The organism is Roseateles asaccharophilus (genome assembly GCF_004362405.1).
Taxonomy (GTDB): domain Bacteria; phylum Pseudomonadota; class Gammaproteobacteria; order Burkholderiales; family Burkholderiaceae_C; genus Kinneretia; species Kinneretia asaccharophila.
The window spans coordinates 1-15,120 of record NZ_SNXE01000008.1 but is presented as its reverse complement, the minus strand read 5'-3'; the positions used below and the strand labels follow the sequence as shown (position 1 = coordinate 15,120).

Below are 15,120 nucleotides of genomic sequence, written 5' to 3'. Positions count from 1 at the left end.
TTTGCCGGGTGCGCCATCAGTTCCGCCACAGTCGATGCAGCACGGCCATCACCTCCCGCCGCAACGGCACCGATAGCAGCAACACCATAGCGAGGTAGACCATGGCGCCGAAGCCGACCTGCACCACTAGCTGAAGCAGCGCGCCGCACTCCTGCAAACAAGCTTGATCAAACACCGCCTTGGTCGCGACCCACATGACACTTGCTGCCGCATAAGGGGGGAGCAAAACCTTTAGCATGTCCTTCACACCGAGCTGTATCAGGCGAAAGGCGGCATGCATGCCCACGAAGGCATAGCAGGTCGACACAGCCACTGCGAGGGAGACCCCCTCGACCCCCCAGGGGGTGCTGCCGAGCACTGCAACGGCCATGATGATGGTCCCAACCAAGTTGTACCGAAATGAAAGTCCTACCCGATCGTTGGCTGCGAACAGTGGCGCAGCAATAGCCGTGGCCGCCCGGATAGAGGCACTCAAGCCAAACAGCTGCATGACCGGAACCATGGCCAGCCAATTGGTGCCGTACAAGGTGCGCACCAAGGCATCTGCGTTCGCCGACACACCAAAACCGATCGGCACCACCAAGGCAGACATCAACAAGGCTGCGCGCATGACCAGGGCACGAAAGCGCGGCCGGTCGGACTGCAGCGCCGAAAACGCAGGAAACAGCACGTTTTGTACCGGCATGGCAATGCGACCGCGTATCTCGTCCGTGAGCGAACGAGCACTTTGGTAATAGCCGAGTGCGGTAGCACCGAGCGCCCGACCCACAAGCATTAGGTCAAGATTGGTGTTGAGGTAGTAGAGGCTAGAGTTGCCGAGGTAGCCGCTGCTGGTGCGCCAGGATTGGGTCAGGACCCGACGACTGAAGCGCAGCCGCGGCAGGTATGGCACAGCCATGAAATACAACACCGTGCTGATGAGGCTGCCAGCCAAGGCTCCGATCACAAGACTCCATGCCCCCCAACCAGCCGCAGCCGCAGCGATCGCCGCCAGCGTCCGCAAAATGATGGTGGTGTTCTGAATCCAGAACTCCGTGCCGAAACGCATCATGCGCGACAGCACTGCAGTGGGAACGATGCTGAGACTGCCCAAGATGAAGTTCAAGCCCAGGACGCGGAGGATTTCACCCACTTTGGCGTCACCGAAAAAACTGCTGGCCGGATATGAGAGCAACACCACCGCCGCACTCAGTGCACAACCGAGCCCCACCGAGGCCCAGAAAAAAGTGTCCAGCTGCAATCTGTTGATGGTGGCCCGCTGAACCAGCACATTGCTCAGGCCCAGCGCTCCCAAGAGCCCCGCCAATTCGGTGACCACCGTTGCCATCGCCACATAGCCGAAATCGGCCGGCAACAGCAGGCGGGCCAAGATGGCGGTAGAGCCGATGGTGATCAGGGTGCGAAGACCGATGCTGACAAACTGATAGGCGGCGCCGTGCATCACCTGGCGACCCACAGCCAGATCACGACGGTAGAAAGAGCGCCTGAGCAGCGTGCGGGCGCGCTTCATGCCTGCGGTGTCCGGCCGGGATCGGCCTTGTCGGCGAGCAGCAAGCCGGGCAAGGACTTGCAGAGAACCGTCCATCCCAGCAAGGAAGAAGGCTTCAGTCTGACCGCCCGGCATGCAGCCGGCAGCGCACGGCGCCGGCGCCCGGCCAGCAGTTGCGCCCCCGCAAAATCAGCCCAACTCCGAGAGAGACCCGCGTGCACAGCCGTTCGCGAGGCTTCGCGTCCATCCGGCCCTTGATAACCCCAGCGATCAATGGCTCGCTGAACCACCTCGCCCTTGAAGTTGCGTTCCGGAGCCCTGTGAGTAATGTTGGCGCCATGATGGCGATACAAGGCCAGTGGCGCATCAAGACGGGCAATGGGCGTGAGTCTGGATGCACGCAGCCATAGGTCATAGTCTTCGCCAACCCTGAGCGCGGTATCAAATCCGCCCAGTTCGCGCAAAAGACTGCGCTGTGCCAGCACCGTGCTGGTCCACACAACACAATCTTGAAGCAGCTCGGTGTATCGCCATGCGGTACGGGCCGCCTCTGCGGCATGCACTGGCACGCCCGAAACGCGCGCCGCCAGCTCCCGAAGCAGATCCTCAGGGGGCTCCACGCTCTGGGTGGTCCACACATGCCAGCCGGTGCTGCACATGCGCACAGCATCGCCACAGGCATCGAGCAGTTCAAGCTGGGCCTGCAGTTTGCCGGGCAGCCAGATGTCGTCGGCATCGATGAAAGCCACCCACTCCGCCGTGGCCGCCGCGATACCGGCGTTGCGGGCCGCTGCGACGCCGGCGTTGGGCTGCTCGATCACCCGCACTTCTGGGAAGTCGCGCTTGAGCATCGCCACCGAGCCATCGGACGAACCGTCATCGACGACCAGAACCTCCAGACGGAACGCCCCTTGTTGAGCGAGCACGGATCGCAAGGTTGCTGCCAGATATCGCTCAGCGTTGTAGTTCGGTATGACGACCGCAATCGTTGGAGAGGAGTGCATTCCTGGTGATGGGCGAATTGGCAATTCGTCAAAGACGGCCTGGGATTCTTGCACCAATCGTCTGGAGCCCCCCCCCACAGATAAGTGGACGGATGCGCATTTATTGCTCCTCTAGCCCTGGGTTTCGCCATAAGCAGCCCGAGGGGCATCAAAATGCCCGCTGCTCAAAACCTCCGAGGGGAAGGTGGACGGCAACAAAGGAGGAGGTTCCCGCTTGAAGGTCGCCCTACTGTGTTCCGGACTCGGAACGATTGCGCGTGGTCATGAGGTCTTCGCACGCTCGCTCTTCGAGCTGCTGGACGGTCACGTCGACATGACGCTCTTCAAGGGAGCCGGTGAGCCGCGTGAACGAGAGCTGGTCGCGCCCTGCCTGCCGCGAAACTCCCCACTGCTGCAGCACATCCATATTGCCGGCCAGACGCGTTGGGCCGATTCGATGCGCGAGCAGGAACGCTGCCGCATCGAGCATGAAACCTTTGCCTATGCCGCCCTGCCCGCGCTGCTGGCCGGGGACTACGACATCATCCACTGCCTGGAGCAGGAGGTTTGCACCCTGATCCACGCCAACCGCCACCTGTTCCGCAGGCTGCCGCGTATCGTGTTCTCCAATGGCGGAGCCATCCCGGCGGCCGACCTGCCACCCTGCGACTTCGTGCAGGAGCACACGCCACACAACCACCGCTTCAGCGCCAAGCACAAGGCCTTCATGATCCCGCATGGCGTGGACCTGGAGCGCTTTCGACCCGGCCTTCCCAGCAGTTTCCGCGAGCGGCACCAGATTCCAGCAGACGCCGAAGTGGTTGTCAGCGTGGGCACCATCGGCATCAACCACAAGCGCATGGATCATGTGATCCGGGAGTTGGCGCCACTCAAGGACCGCTACTTCCTGGTGGTGGCCGGTCAGGAGTCCGCCGAGACTCCCGGCATCAAGGCCCTGGGGCGCGAACTACTGGGCGACCGCGTCCTGTTCACGACCGTGGAGCATGCAGCGCTGCCCGAATTGCTCGCGGCGGCCGATGTCTTTGTGCTGGGTTCCCTGTTCGAGACTTTCGGCATCGCCTACATCGAGGCCATGGCCATGGGGCTGCCCGTGGTCTGTACCGAACACCCCAACCAGCAGCAGATCGTCCAGCAAGGCGTGTTCATCGACATGGCTCGAGGCGGTGTTCTGACGCGGGTGCTGCGCGATACGGACAAGCAGACCTGGCAACGCATCGGCAAGGCTGGACGGCTCGTGGCCGAGCAGCAGTATGGCCTGCCCGTGCTGCGGCAACTGTATGTGCAGCACTACCAACGCATCGCCAACACGCCCGTTGAACTGCCCACGCCCGGTGCCTGGCAACGTGTGCGACAGCATGGATTGAATCTGTGGAAGTCTGCGCGCGACGCCGTGCGCGGCCGGGCCCACTGAAACTTCAACCACCCCTCGACAGACTAGGCCTCCTCAGCATGGACAAGATCGACTACTTCGCAATGCAGCCCAGTTGCTGGATGCAGGGCGAAGACCAGCATGTGCTCACGCATCGCCGCGCCGACGCCCTGGCTGGCCCGCAAACCGAGCTCAACCCACAGGCCATCTTCGACTATCTGTACTTCCACTTCATTCCCTCCCCCGAAACGATCTTCAAGGGTGTTTCACGCGTGCCGGCAGCGCATGGTCTCGTGGCCGGGACGGCGGAACTCAAGCCCCTGTGGGCGCCACGTTTTGCGCCCCAGTCAGGCCGCTCCTTCGAGACACTCAAGCAAGAATTCCTTCGTCTGCTCCGCGACTCGGTCGCCAGCAGCATGGATGGCAGCCTCGCGGCCTGCTTTCTGAGCGGGGGCACGGACAGCTCGACCGTGGCAGGCCTTATGCGCCAGGTCAGCGGCGGCGAGGTCCACGGCTTCTCCATCGGCTTCGAGGCCGAGGGCTATGACGAGATGGCGTACGCCCGGTTGGCCGCGCGCCACTTCGGCGTGCGTCACCACGAGTACTACGTCACCCCCGGCGATCTGGTGCGCAGCATCCCGGACATGGCCGCCTCGCTGGATCAGCCCTTCGGCAACTCCTCGGTCCTGCCGGCCTACTACTGCGCGCTGCAGGCCAAGAATGCGGGCGTGAGCCATCTGCTGGCAGGTGACGGCGGTGATGAGTTGTTTGGCGGCAATGCGCGCTATGCCAAGCAAAAGGTGTTTGGCTACTACGAGCGGCTGCCGGCCCCGCTGCGGCAGCATGTGCTGGAGCCCTTGCTCGTGGACAGCCCCCTGGGCCGGCTGCCCCTGCTGCGCAAGGGAAAAAGCTATATCGAGCAAGCCCGGGTGCCCATGCCGGGACGCCTGCAGATGTACAACCTGCTGCTGCGCCTGGGCGTGGACCGTGTGCTGACGCCAGACTTCCTGGCGCAGATCGATACCGCTGCGCCTTTGCGCCATCAGGAAGAGGTCTGGGCCTGGGCGGCCTCTGAGCAGACTTGCAGCGACCTGAATCGATCGCTCGCCTACGACTGGCGCTACACCCTGGGCGAAAGTGACCTGCCCAAGGTGCGCGCCGCCACGGAGTTGGCCGGCCTCAGCGTAGCGTTTCCGATGCTCAGCGAAGACCTGCTGAACTTTTCTCTGACCCTGCCCGATGACTACAAGCTCAAGGGCCAGAAGCTGCGCTGGTTCTTCAAGGAGGCGCTGCGCGGCTTCCTGCCCGATGAGATCATCAGCAAACCCAAGCATGGCTTCGGCCTGCCTTTCGGGCCCTGGCTGCTGACCCACCAGCCCCTGCATGCGCTGGCTTCGGACTCGGTCAAGCATCTGGCGAGTCGAGGCTTGATCAACTCGAGCTTCGTCCAGGAACTCCTGGGGAGCCGTCTATCAGAGCACCCGGGCTATTACGGCGAGATGGTCTGGATTCTGATGATGTTGGAGCAGTGGCTGCGCGCCAAGTCGCCAGACTGGCGAGTCTGAGCACATGCCCAGCGCCACCTCTCGGTGGCGCCATTTCTCGTCACGGGCTTTGCAGAGGATCCAGCCCCGTCAAGCCGTCAACAGATTCCGCTGCAAGCGGGCGGCAAAGCGCCAGCGAGAACGGTCCCACGGGGTGAAGCGGGGAATCTGGAAGTAGTCGCAGCCCTGTTTTGCAGCACCCCAATGCGTGGAGACGGCCGCCTCAAATCCAAGCTCTCGCACGATCTCGGTGCTGCGTTCGGAATAGTCGGTACCGGGCTTGCCATTCGGATAGGCAAACAGGCTGACGGCTTGGCCGGTGATGTCCTGCAAGACCCGCCGACTCTCGGCGATCTCCGCCCTCGCCTGCTCATCCGGCAGCCCCGCCAGAATGGGGTGACTGACGGTGTGGGCCCCGATCTGCATGCCCTGCTCATGAAGAGCGCGAACCTGTGCCGACGACATCATGAGGTCCACAGGCAGTTCGACCTCCGCCCGCTGGGCCAATGTGTTCACACAGTCTAGGCGCTGCTCATGGTCGAGATACTTGACGACCTGGAGCACCCGCTCGATCTCGCGTCGCCGGCTCTCAGGAGTAGGCCCCAGCTCCAGCCGGCCCAAGCCGGACACCGGCGTACCCTCTAGATTGAGGGAAGACCGCTTGCACCGCCGAATCGTCTCGATCAGGGTGTCGTTCCACATGCGCCCACCGTCCAGAAAGCCTGTCGCCACGAAAAACGTTGCAGGCAAGCCGGCGGCGCGCAGAATCGGCAGCGCTACATCGTGGTTGTCTGCGTAGCCGTCATCAAAGGTGATGGCACAGGCACGGGAGGGCAGGCTGCCGTCCTTGAGGCGACGCACGGCCACATCCAGAGGCAAGACCTCAAACCAGGACTTGAGCCAGTCGCACAGCTCGCGGAATCGCAGAGCATGCATTTCCTCAGGAAACAATGCGTCTGGCGTGGGCAACACGCGATGAAAAATCAGGGTGGTCAGCCTGGCCCGGTGAGCCCGCCCCGACGCCCAGCCCATGAGCATGCGATTGATCATTTCTTTTCCGTCGAACCCACGGCAGTGGCTTCAAGCATCTGGACCTCACTGAGACCGCCCCCCGGGCCTCGCAGTCCGGGGACTCGATGCCACCAAGCCCTCTGGGGATAGATTTCAGTCTGCCAACGCCGCTTCTCAAGCCAAGCCCGGCTGACAACGACGAGCACCATCACGATATAGGGCAAGTCGAAGTAGGCCAGACTGAGAAAAGCACCGCCCACGGCGTAACCCACCAGCGAAACTTGACACATGGCCCCGAGATCGCTGACCCACCTCGTCTCGGACATCTGCGCGCCGTGCACTCTGAGCCAGCCGGCCCAGCGGTAAGTCACAACCCACATGATCAGGAAAATCGCCAGCCCACCCAGACCATGGTGCCCCAGGACCTGGAAATAGATGCTGTGGGCCACAGGCGTACCGAATTCCAGGCCGTAGTCCGAAAAGGCGAGGAAAAGCTCCTGCCTTGCGGCATTGAAGCCGACACCGAAGGGGTAATGGAAGCTGGCATTCCAGGCGAGGTTCCATGCCGCGATTCGCCCCATAGCCGATCGATCCTCTTGATAGGTCTCGATGGTTTGCATGCGGTCCCCCCACTGGTCAGGCATGAAAGCCACCAGCAGCAGCGCGATGCAGGCAATCACTACACCGCCCACAAAACGATTTCGACCTCGCCACCACATCAACAACCCCATGGCTGACACGGCCAACAGCCCTCCGCGCGAGTGGCTGCCCAGTGCCGCTGCTGCGCAGAGCACCATGCCGGCACTCATCGCGTGCCTGCCCCATTTGGACTGAAGCTGCAGTTGCAGGAAACGCATCAGCGGGATGGTGATGGCCAGGGCCAGCGCGAACTCGTTATTGCCACCGATGAAGGAACCCGGCGGGCCCCAAACGCGGTAGTTGCCGCCCGTCATGACGGTGAAGACTCCACCCTTCGCGCCCAGCAAGGCCAGAGACCCCACCGCCACCCAGGCAAAGCCCAGGATCTGCTCCTTGCTCGCGATCAGGGCAATCGCCACAAGAATCATGAGATCAATCTTCATGACCTTGTTCCATTGCTCGTAGTCGTCCTTGGGGCTGAGGCCAGCCAACCAGGAGATGGTCATCCAGACCATGAAGACCACAAACCAGGCCGTGGGCGCGTTGGAGATGGGCCAGCGGCGGTCGCGGGTGGCCATCAAGCCCAGCAAGGTGCAGGCGGCCGACATGGCCGCCAGGGGCGCATCGTAGGCGAAACCCCAGGCATAGCGGTGGGGGTTCATGAGGCTCAGCCAGGTCCACACCAGCACGCCGATCCAGGGCTTGCGCAGGGCCACCAGCGATCCGAAAACGCAGATCGCCACGATGATGAGGTCACGCACGCGCTTTGCTCCTCATGCTGCGTGGCTGATCACGTAACGGAACTTGCCGGAACGCTCCGGAGGAATTCCGTCGACAAAGCTCACATCGACCTCCACCTGTGCGCCCAGGCGCTGACGAAAGCCGCGGATCACACTGGGCACCATGGTTTGACGATCCGCATCCGCTTCGGCCTGGATCAGCACCTCGCAACGCTCACGGCTGTGCTGCACGATCTTGAATGCAGCCACGCCGGGCAAGTCGCGCAGGATGTAGATCAGGGCCAGCCCATGCATCACCGTGCCGTCCGCGGCCACCACAAAGTCCGTGGTGCGCCCCTGGATTTCCTTGAGCATGGGCAGGCCGCGGCCGCAGGCACAAGTTCGGTCATCCATCACCGCCACATCGCCGGTGCGGTAGCGGATGAAGGGGAAATCGCTGGTGGCCAAATGGGTGACCACGATCTCTCCGGCTTCCCCGACCGGCACGGGCCGGCCCTGCGGATCGACCAGTTCCACGATCACATCCTCGGCCGTGATGTGCATGCCGCCTGCGGGGCACTCATGGGCAATGAAGCCGGCATCACGCCCGCCATAGCCATTGGCCACCGGGCAGCCGAAGACCTCGCTGATCACAGCGCGCTGCTCGTCGTACAGCCGCTCCGATGTGACGAATGCGACCTTGATGCCCAGATCGTCCATGCGCTGTCCGCGGGACTTGGCGTGCTTGGCGATATGCGATAGCGCCGAGGGGTAGCCGAAGAGCATGCGCGGGCGCTTGCGGCGGATCGCGGCAATGAATCCGTCGAGCTTGGCCTCGCTCATCTCGAAGGCAGGCAGCAGTTCGGTGCGCAGCAGCTTGTCGCGCACCGCCTTCACACGGTCCTGCTTGCCCAGCTCGATGGGCGAGCCCCAGACCACCATCTCCGGGTCGCCGATGTCCACACCCCACCAGCGGGTGGCGCGCCACTTGGCCGCCACATCGTGGGAGACACGCTGCTTGCCGATGAAGAAGATCAGCGGTTCACCGGAGGAGCCGCCGGTGTTGAAGCGCGCCAGGTCCCGAGCCTGCTCATGCTTGAGCGCCTCGGTGTGGGCCCGAATGAGCGCCTTGGTCAGGAAGGGCAGGCGCTGCAGGGACGCCAGCTCCGTGAAGTCCGAGGGCGAGATCCCCTCCCTGGCGAAGAGCTCCCGGTAGAAAGGCACATGCTGGCCCACATCGGTCAGCAACTGCCGCAGCCGCTGCAACTGAAGCGCCTGCAATTCGGCCGCACTCATCCACTGGCTGCGCTCAAGCTCACGGCGCACGGCGACCGACTCATGGTGCTTGAGCCGCTCATGCAGCGGAAACACCAGTCCCGACACCAAACGCGTGTATGCAGAGGTCCGATCCATGCTCATCTTGTTTGCCCGCCATTGCTGACCCGGTTCATCGAGCACGGCGGCCGCACCGGCGCCGCGAGGCGGTCGAATTCGGCCAGCAGGACTTCGACGCGGCGGTCCCAGGTATTGGCCTGGGCGTAGCGCACGATGTGCTCACGGTCCCAGTCGCGCTTGAGCGCGCGATCAAGCGCCTGGACCAAGGCCGCATGGTCGTCGAAGGGCAGCACCTCACCCAGCGCGGGCTCGCACACCACCTCGGCATTGCCGCCCACGCGGGTGGTGACCACCGGCAGGCCGCAGGCCATGGCCTCCAGGAAGACATTGGCCCAGCCCTCGTTGCGCGTGGACAGTACAAACACGTCCGCGGCGCTGAGTACCGGCGCCAACTCGTCGGGCTTGAGCGCGCCCAGAAAGCGGATCTGGGACGCAATGCCCAGCTCCTGCGCCAGCTGCTTGAGACGGTCGGTCCAGTCGCCCTCCGGGCTCGGACCGCCCACCACCAGGTAGACCAGACCCGGATGCTGGCGCAAGAGCTCGGGCAGGCCGGCCATCACGCGGTGGAAGCCCTTGCGCTCGACCAGACCGCCCACGGTGACCAGGACCGGCGCATCCTCGGGCAAGCCCAGGGTCTCACGGCACTGCCGGCGGTCCAGCCGGCGAAAGCGCTGCAGGTCCACGCCATTGCCCACCACCTTGACCTTGGCGGGCTCCACGCCCAGGCTCAGGGCCAGTTGGCGCAGCGAGTCGGAGACCGTGAAGATCTGATCCGCCCCCTGCAGTGCGCGCACAAGCTCGGGGCGCAGGGTCGGGTCGCGAGCATGCCGCTCCTCGGTTCCCCGCAAGGTGATGCTGACAGGCACCTTCAACCAGCGTCCAAGACGGACCGCAGCGGCGCCGTCCGGATAGCCGAAATGGGCATCCAGCAAGTCCAGCTCGCCGGAACGCTTGAGCGCTCGCAGCCGGGGATAGGCGGCCAGCGCCATCATCAAGGCATCCAGGCGACGGCCGATCTTGGGCACCGACAGAAAGCGCGGGAACCAGACGCGATGCGCCTGATCCTCCACACGTGCGGGCAGCACGCGGGTGCCCATGCCCAGCTTGGACAAGCAGGATTGCAGCGGGAACCAGGGTCGGGGCGAAACCACTTGCAAGGGCAGATGACGCCCCACCCTGAACAGGCGCTCGCGCACAAAGAGGCCAGCGCCGGGCTGTGCAGCACTGGGAAACAGGCTGCTGAACACGACGATGCTGGGGCCAGCCTGGCGAGCTTCAGCCATGCCTGGGCTCGCTCAGGCGGGTATAGGGCTGCACATAGTTGGACACGCTGCGCGCCCAGTTGCGTTCGGTCTCGACAAAACGGCGCCCCTGTGCGCGCAATGCGTCCCAGGTGTGCGGGCGACTCAGCAGGCCCAGAACGGCCCGGGCCAAGGCCGCGGCGTCCCCGGACTTGAACAGCACCCCGGTCTCCCCATCACGGATGAGCTCCTGATGCCCGCCCACATCCGAGGCCAGCAGGATACGGCCCTGGGCCATGGCCTCCAGGGGCTTGAGCGGGGTGACCAGCTCGGTCAGGCGCATGCTGTGGCGCGGATAGACCAGCACGTCCACCAGGTCGTAGTAACGATTGACCTCGGCATGCGGAACGCGGCCAGTAAAGACCACCTTGTCGCCCAGGCCCAGGGCCTCGGCCTGGGCCTTGAGCGCCGCATCCTGCGGACCGCCGCCCACCAGCAGCACCCGCACATCGGGACGCTGGGCCAGGATGGCCGGCAGGGCCTGCAGCAGCAGATCCAGACCTTCGTAGGCATAGAAGGAGCCGATGAAGCCCAGCACCGTGCAGCCGGCCAGGCCCAGACGGGTCTTGAGCGCTTCGTCGGCCTGGCCACCGGGCTCGAAGTTCTCGATGTCCACTGCGTTCGGAATCACGGTCACCTTGTCGGCCGAGATACCGCGCGCCACGATATCGCTGCGCAGGCCCTCGCAGATGGTGAAGACATGATCCACCCGGCGCAAGGCGTAGGTCTCCAGGGCGCGGGTCAGGCGGTAGCGCAGACTGCCCTCGCGCGTGGTGCCGTGATCCACGGCCGCGTCTTCCCAAAAGGCCCGGATCTCGTACACCACCGGAATGCCCAGGATGCGCGCCACCTTGATGGCCGGCAACGCATTCAGCACCGGCGAGTGGGCGTGGATGATCTGCGGCCGCAGCTCGCGAGCGACCTGTAGCAGGCGCTCGCGCGTGCGCCGCATCAGCGCCCAGGGACTCAGGCCGCGTGGCGCTGGGGTACGGTGGAACTGCCAGCCGTCCACGCTCTCGACCAGCGCGCTAGTGGCTTTGTCTCCCAGCCCGTCACCATGCTTGGGGCTGCTCAGATGATGGGTCTCCCAGCCCCGCTTGCGCTGCTCGCGCAGCAGGGACAGGGTGCGAAAGGTGTAGCCGCTGTGAAGCGGGATCGTGTGATCCAGCACATGCAAGACACGCAGACTCATGACAGGGCCCCAGCCTCCTCGTTCTGACGCAAGGCCCCCAAGCTGGCCTCGCCACCATCGACCACCTGTCGCAGGAAGCCATCAAACATCAGCAGGGTCCACAGCGGCGCGCTGTAGTCGTAGGCGCCGCTCTGGTGCCCGTCCACCAGGCTGCGCAAATAGCTGGGCTCGAACCAGCCCGTCTCGGCCAGGCGATCGCCCAGCACGGCGTCACGCACACGCTGCCGCAAGGGGCCGCGGAACCAGCGGGCCAGCGGGACCGAGAAGCCCATCTTGGGCCGGTACAGCACCTCATGTGGCAGGGCGGGCTCCATGGCCTTCTTGAAGATGTACTTGCCTTCCTGCCCGCGCACCTTCAGGTCCGAGGGCAGCGTGGCCAGCCACTCCACCAGCTCGTGGTCCATCAGCGGCTCGCGCACCTCCAGGGAATGCGCCATGCTGGCGCGGTCCACCTTGGTGTTGATATCGCCGACCAGATAGGTCTTGAGGTCCAGGTACTGGATCAGGGCCAGGGCATCGTCGGTACCGGCTTCGGCCGCATGGCGGTCAAACACGGCCTGTGCCTGGTAGCCGCCGAGCTGTGCCTTGAAGGCCGGGCTGAAAAGACGATCACGCATCTCGCCGCGCAGGATGGACACGGAATGGAAGTAGGCCTCCACCGAGGTACGGGCCATGCCCTGGAAGGTGGTCTTGGCACGAAACACGCGGGGCGCCCAATCGGCCTTGGGATAGAGCCGCCCCAGCAGACCGAAGACGGGCTGGCGGATGCCCGCCGGCAGGGCCGAGCGCATGCGCTCTTCCATCAGATGCATGCGGTAGCGGCGGTAGCCGCCCAGGCTTTCGTCACCACCGTCGCCCGACAGGGCCACGGTCACATGTTTGCGTGCCAGCTCGCACACCCGGTAGGTGGGCAGGGCCGAGCTGTCGGCATAGGGCTCGTCGTAGAGACGGGCCAGACGGTCGATCAGGTCGAAGTCATCGCTGCGCACCGTCTCCACGCGGTGGTTGGTGCGATAACGGTCCGCCACCATCTTGGCGAATTCGGACTCGTTGAACTTCGGATCATCAAAGGCAATGGAGCAGGTATTGACCGGCCCCGCAGAAAGCCCGGCCATGGTGGCCACCACCGCGCTGGAGTCCACGCCACCGGACAGGAAGGCGCCCAGCGGCACCTCGGCAATCATGCGCAGGCGCACGGACTCCGCCAGGCGCTCGCGCAGTTCGGCGCAGGCTTCCTCAACGCCGATCTGGCGGTCCAGCGTGAAGCGAAGATCCCAGTAGCGGCGCGGCGCAGGCAGCGGCTGGCCGCGTCGGATGCACAGGCTGTAGCCGGGCTCCAGCTTGCGGGCCTGCTTGAAGATGCAGCGCGGCTCGGCCACATAGCCCAGCGCAAAGTACTCCTCCACCGCCAAGGGGTCGAGCTCGCGGCTCATGCCGCCACGGCCATCCCGGTAAGCCAGCAGGGACTTCAGCTCCGAACCAAAGAGCAGGGTGCCGTCATCCAGAATGGCGTAGTGCATGGGCTTGACACCCAGGCGATCGCGCGCCATGAAGAGGGTCTGCTTGTTGCGGTCCCACAGTGCGAAGGCGAACATGCCGCGGAAGCGCTGCACGCAGTCCTCGCCCCAGCTTTCCCAGGCATGGACGATGACCTCGGTATCGCTCTTGGTCCGAAACACATGGCCCAGGGCCTGCAGCTCGGGAATCAGGGACTGGTAGTTGTAGATCTCGCCATTGAAGACCACCACCACCGAGCCATCTTCGTTGAACAGGGGTTGCTGGCCGGTGGCGATGTCGATGATGGACAGGCGCCGGTGGCCGAAACCCAAGCCTGGCTCGATGTGCACCGAGCCTTCATCCGGGCCGCGGTGCCACTGCGAATCGTTCATGCGCTGCAGCACATGCGGCTCGATGGCACGCCCGCCCCGCAGATCGACAATTCCCGTGATGCCGCACATGCTCAGTTCCCCTTCAATGCCATTGCGGCCGGCTTGCGCGCGCCCAGCAGTTCGTCGTACATCGATTGATAGGCGCCCACCATCGCGTCGAGGCTGAAGTTTTGCTCCACCCGCGAACGCCCTGCCCGTCCCAGGCTGCGGCACAGGGCAGCATCATCGGCCAGCTGCACGATACGCCCGGCCATGGCGGTCACATCGTCAGACTCGACCAGGTAGCCCGTCACGCCCTCCTCCACCAGTTCGGGATTGCCGCCCACACGGGTCGCAATCACGGGCAGACCGCAGGCCATGGCTTCCAGAATGGTGTTGGATATGCCTTCGGCCCGCGAGGGCAGCACGAACAGGTCCAGGCCAGGCATCCAGCGCTCGATCTGCCCGCGCTCGCCCGGCAGCCAGGCCAGCTCCTCGCACGCGGCGTCGCGCAGGATCTGCTGTGCATCCGCTCGCAGCGGCCCCTCCCCCGCCATCAGCAGGCGCAGTCGCGGGCGCAGATCGGGCCGCTGCGACAGGGCCAGCACAAAGGCCTGGGCCAGCAAGGTCTGGTTCTTGACGCTTTGCATGCGCCCCACCGTCCCGATCAGGAAGTGCTCGGGAGCGTTGAAGGGGCTGCCCTCAATCGAGGCACGGACCGGAGCCGGGTTGAAGCGTCGAGCATCCACACCATTGTAGATCTGGCTGATACAGCGATCGGGCAGGCCCACGCGCTGGCGCAGATAGCCGGCCAGGTCCTGAGACAGGGCCACAAATCGATGCACCCAGGCACCATAAAAGCGGCGCAGCCTTTGGTAGCCCCGATGGGAACCATCCAGATCGCTCACATCGCGACCATGCTCGCCATGCACGCGCACCGGCACCCCGGCCGCCCAGGCCGGCAGCACCACCTCCAGCGCGGCCAGATTTCGGCTGTGGACCACGGCCGGACGCAGCTGCTTGAAGATGCGGTACAGGCGCGGGTAAAGCCAGAAGCCATGGCCCGGCGCCTTGTTCAAGGCAAAGTACTGCACATCCGGCACCTTGATGCGGTGCCGGAAGTCCGTGACCTCGGTCAGGGCCAGCACGGCATGCCGGTAGGCCCTGGGGTCCATATGGTTGATCAGGTTCACCACGCCGTTCTCCAGCCCGCCGGTATCGAATCGATACACGACGTGCAGGATCAAGGGGCGGGGATCCCGGGCTCCGCTCATGCTTTACAGGCGCCAGACCTTGTAGCCCGCCTCGGCAAGCGCGCGCTGGTCAAACGCCGCCTTCACATCCACGAAGGCGCCGTTCTTCACCAGCTTCTTGCCCAGGTCTTCCAGGCTCAGGGCTGCGAACTCGCGGTGCGCCACCGCCGCCACGATAGCGTCCGCCCGCGGCAGATCGTCCCAGGCCACCAGCTTGACGCCGTACTCGTGCTCGGCTTCTTCGCTCTCGGCCTGAGGGTCGGTCACGAAGACCTCCACCCCGTAGCTCTGGAGCTCGCGGATGATGTCGATGACCTTGGAGTTGCGCAGATCGCC

The 15,120-nt window shown here is 64.5% G+C and carries 12 protein-coding genes; 2 read left to right on the top strand and 10 right to left on the bottom strand.

Features of this window, described 5'->3' with window-relative positions; genetic code table 11:
• Positions 1–16 precede the first annotated feature (16 nt).
• On the bottom strand, positions 17–1,510 hold the full coding sequence (locus DFR39_RS15580) for a lipopolysaccharide biosynthesis protein (protein WP_133604618.1): 1,494 nt from the start codon (positions 1,508–1,510) through the stop codon (positions 17–19).
• A complete protein-coding gene (locus tag DFR39_RS15575; protein WP_133604616.1) occupies positions 1,507–2,547 on the bottom strand; it encodes a glycosyltransferase family 2 protein in 1,041 nt (346 codons plus the stop codon). Before DFR39_RS15575 ends, DFR39_RS15580 begins: the two co-directional genes overlap by 4 nt.
• A gap of 160 nt (positions 2,548–2,707) precedes the next feature.
• On the opposite strand from DFR39_RS15575, the gene DFR39_RS15570 reads away from it, so the two are divergent.
• Both DFR39_RS15570 and DFR39_RS15565 read left to right on the top strand, forming a co-directional pair.
• Entirely contained in the window at positions 2,708–3,904 is a 1,197-nt protein-coding gene (locus DFR39_RS15570; RefSeq protein WP_133604614.1) for a glycosyltransferase family 4 protein, read from the top strand.
• Between the two features lie 38 nt (positions 3,905–3,942).
• Positions 3,943–5,427 carry an asparagine synthetase B family protein gene (locus DFR39_RS15565; protein ID WP_133604612.1) on the top strand — a complete coding sequence of 495 codons (1,485 nt, stop codon included), beginning with the start codon at positions 3,943–3,945 and terminating at the stop codon, positions 5,425–5,427.
• Positions 5,428–5,496: 69 nt separating this feature from the next.
• Here DFR39_RS15565 and DFR39_RS15560 read toward each other — a convergent pair whose 3' ends face one another.
• The 8 genes from DFR39_RS15560 to DFR39_RS15525 all read right to left on the bottom strand — a co-directional run.
• Entirely contained in the window at positions 5,497–6,456 is a 960-nt protein-coding gene (locus DFR39_RS15560; RefSeq protein WP_133604610.1) for a polysaccharide deacetylase family protein, read from the bottom strand.
• The gene (locus DFR39_RS15555; protein WP_133604608.1) at positions 6,453–7,817 is read right to left on the bottom strand and encodes a putative O-glycosylation ligase, exosortase A system-associated; all 1,365 of its coding nucleotides are present in this window, start codon (positions 7,815–7,817) and stop codon (positions 6,453–6,455) included. The genes DFR39_RS15560 and DFR39_RS15555 overlap by 4 nt, the downstream gene beginning before the upstream one ends.
• A 12-nt stretch (positions 7,818–7,829) precedes the next feature.
• Positions 7,830–9,188 carry a phenylacetate--CoA ligase family protein gene (locus DFR39_RS15550; RefSeq protein WP_211343884.1) on the bottom strand — a complete coding sequence of 453 codons (1,359 nt, stop codon included), beginning with the start codon at positions 9,186–9,188 and terminating at the stop codon, positions 7,830–7,832.
• A 2-nt stretch (positions 9,189–9,190) separates the two neighbouring features.
• Complete coding sequence (locus tag DFR39_RS15545; RefSeq protein WP_133604604.1) at positions 9,191–10,453, bottom strand: glycosyltransferase; 1,263 nt, start codon at positions 10,451–10,453, stop codon at positions 9,191–9,193.
• Positions 10,446–11,657: a TIGR04063 family PEP-CTERM/XrtA system glycosyltransferase gene (locus DFR39_RS15540; protein ID WP_133604907.1), complete on the bottom strand. Its 1,212-nt coding sequence runs from the start codon at positions 11,655–11,657 to the stop codon at positions 10,446–10,448. The genes DFR39_RS15545 and DFR39_RS15540 overlap by 8 nt, the downstream gene beginning before the upstream one ends.
• 2 nt (positions 11,658–11,659) lie before the next feature.
• A complete protein-coding gene (locus DFR39_RS15535) occupies positions 11,660–13,621 on the bottom strand; it encodes an XrtA/PEP-CTERM system amidotransferase (RefSeq protein WP_133604602.1) in 1,962 nt (653 codons plus the stop codon).
• A 2-nt stretch (positions 13,622–13,623) separates the two neighbouring features.
• Positions 13,624–14,778, bottom strand: coding sequence for a TIGR03088 family PEP-CTERM/XrtA system glycosyltransferase (locus DFR39_RS15530; protein WP_246030864.1), 1,155 nt, complete (start codon positions 14,776–14,778; stop codon positions 13,624–13,626).
• A gap of 30 nt (positions 14,779–14,808) precedes the next feature.
• On the bottom strand, positions 14,809–15,120 hold a 312-nt coding region (locus tag DFR39_RS15525), incomplete at its 5' end, for a UDP binding domain-containing protein (protein WP_246030840.1).

Bases quoted from the DNA above. Each gene is read 5' to 3' on its own strand.
- DFR39_RS15560 (WP_133604610.1), bottom strand. From the start codon at position 6,456: ATGATCAATCGCATGCTCATGGGCTGGGCGTCGGGGCGGGCTCACCGG.
- DFR39_RS15545 (WP_133604604.1), bottom strand. From the start codon at position 10,453: ATGGCTGAAGCTCGCCAGGCTGGCCCCAGCATCGTCGTGTTCAGCAGC.
- DFR39_RS15580 (WP_133604618.1), bottom strand. From the start codon at position 1,510: ATGAAGCGCGCCCGCACGCTGCTCAGGCGCTCTTTCTACCGTCGTGAT.
- DFR39_RS15565 (WP_133604612.1), top strand. From the start codon at position 3,943: ATGGACAAGATCGACTACTTCGCAATGCAGCCCAGTTGCTGGATGCAG.
- DFR39_RS15550 (WP_211343884.1), bottom strand. From the start codon at position 9,188: ATGGATCGGACCTCTGCATACACGCGTTTGGTGTCGGGACTGGTGTTT.
- DFR39_RS15535 (WP_133604602.1), bottom strand. From the start codon at position 13,621: ATGTGCGGCATCACGGGAATTGTCGATCTGCGGGGCGGGCGTGCCATC.